2 protein-coding genes and 1 pseudogene are annotated in these 1,600 nt (G+C 25.6%); 1 reads left to right on the top strand and 2 read right to left on the bottom strand.

The window, feature by feature from the left end:
• The coding region (locus AMN80_RS00590) for a nucleotide exchange factor GrpE (RefSeq protein ID WP_075520094.1) at positions 1 to 480 on the bottom strand (480 nt) is incomplete at its 3' end.
• Positions 481 to 516: 36 nt separating this feature from the next.
• On the opposite strand from AMN80_RS00590, the gene rdgB reads away from it, so the two are divergent.
• On the top strand, positions 517 to 1,119 hold the full coding sequence (gene rdgB, locus AMN80_RS00595; protein ID WP_075520095.1) for an RdgB/HAM1 family non-canonical purine NTP pyrophosphatase: 603 nt from the start codon (positions 517 to 519) through the stop codon (positions 1,117 to 1,119).
• Here rdgB and AMN80_RS05510 read toward each other — a convergent pair.
• A pseudogene (locus tag AMN80_RS05510) lies at positions 1,103 to 1,600 on the bottom strand (ABC transporter substrate-binding protein); the annotation flags it as partial. The gene rdgB and the pseudogene AMN80_RS05510 sit on opposite strands and share 17 nt — an antisense overlap.

Raw genomic sequence — 1,600 nt, forward strand, 5'->3', positions numbered from 1 at the left:
TTCTTGAACAATTATACCTTGTTCTTTTTCTGAATCTTCTATTTCAAGCATGGCCTGATGTTTGTTTGGATCTAATTTTTCACCAAGAGCAGAAATTTCGTCGATCTGATTTTTTTTAAAAATTGATAAGATATCCTTATAAATAATATCAAGATGCTCAATTATTTTATCTTTATTACTTTTTTCAAGACTTTCATCGTTAATAATAGATAATTTAGATCTCTCCAAGTTGTCTGTAAGATTTAAGCATTCTTTCGCAAGTGCCATACCCCCATATTCATATGCTTCATCTTTTTCTTTTTCATATCTTCTTCTTTGGTTTTCCAATTCAGCATAGCTTCTAGTTAACTTATCCTCAGTGTCTTTTAATTTGTCTTCTATTTTCAACTCCTCCTTTTGTTCATTTTCGGAGTTATTTTCATTATTAGATATTTCGTCTTTATTATCTACTTTTGAGGTATTTTCGTTTTCTTTTTCCATAGTTATTTATATGGTATGTAAATTAGATATTTCTAGATGAAACCCAAAAAAATTTCAGAACTGTTAATTGGCACTAATAACAAGGGTAAATTAAGAGAAATTAAAGCTTTATTGCCAAAAAACATTAAGATTTTTTCAACTTCTGACTTTAATTTAAAAAGTCCAAGGGAAAATGGAAAAACATTTAAAGAAAATTCTTTTATAAAAGCTAAGTTTTTTTCGAAAAAAAGTGATCAAATTTGTATCTCAGATGACTCTGGACTAGAAATTAAAGTTTTAAATAATCAACCTGGTATTTACTCGGCTCGATGGGGAGGAAAAAATAATGATTTTGATCTAGCAATTAAAAAAGTATTTAAAAAATTAGATAAAAAAATGCCTGGTTGGAGAAATAAAATAATAAAAGCCAATTTTATCTGTGCCTTAACAATTTATTGGCCAAGTGGAAAATACAAAACATCAATTGGAAAAATTTATGGAAGAATATCAAATATCAAGGCTGGGACAAAAGGGTTTGGATATGATCCAATTTTTATTCCTCATGGGTCAAAGAAAACATTTGGTCAAATTTTACCAAAAAAAAAATATAAAATTGACCACAGATATAAAGCTTTTCAAAAAATTAAAAAATTTTTATAAACTTACCATTCTCAACTTTATAGAAGTTAAGTTTATGACTGATTTTTTTATCTTTGATCTCAAAAACTCCAGTTTTACCTTTAAATATATTTTTTTGATCAAAAATCTTGTTAATATTTTCTAAATTGTTTTTTTTTGTCAAATAATAAACTAGTCCAACTAAGTCATAACTTAAAAATGAAATCTGGTTTGGGTAGCTATTAAATTTTTTAAAAAATAATTTATAAAAAATATCATAATTTTCTTTGTTAATTGATGGAAAATAAATATTTTGTGAACTATCTTCTTTAAGTAAACTTTCATCGAACCATTGATTAAGAGTTATAAAATGAGCCTTTTTTGTAGATACATCGGTGTAAATAAGTGATGTTATTACACTTTTTAATGACTCATCAAAATCTGAAATTATAATTGAGTCAAAACCTAACTTTCCTATCGTATCCTTTTTTTCAAGATTTTTTATTTTTTTTTCTTTATTTGG

The organism is Candidatus Pelagibacter communis, from assembly GCF_001179985.1.
GTDB classification, from domain to species: Bacteria; Pseudomonadota; Alphaproteobacteria; order Pelagibacterales; family Pelagibacteraceae; genus Pelagibacter; species Pelagibacter ubique_J.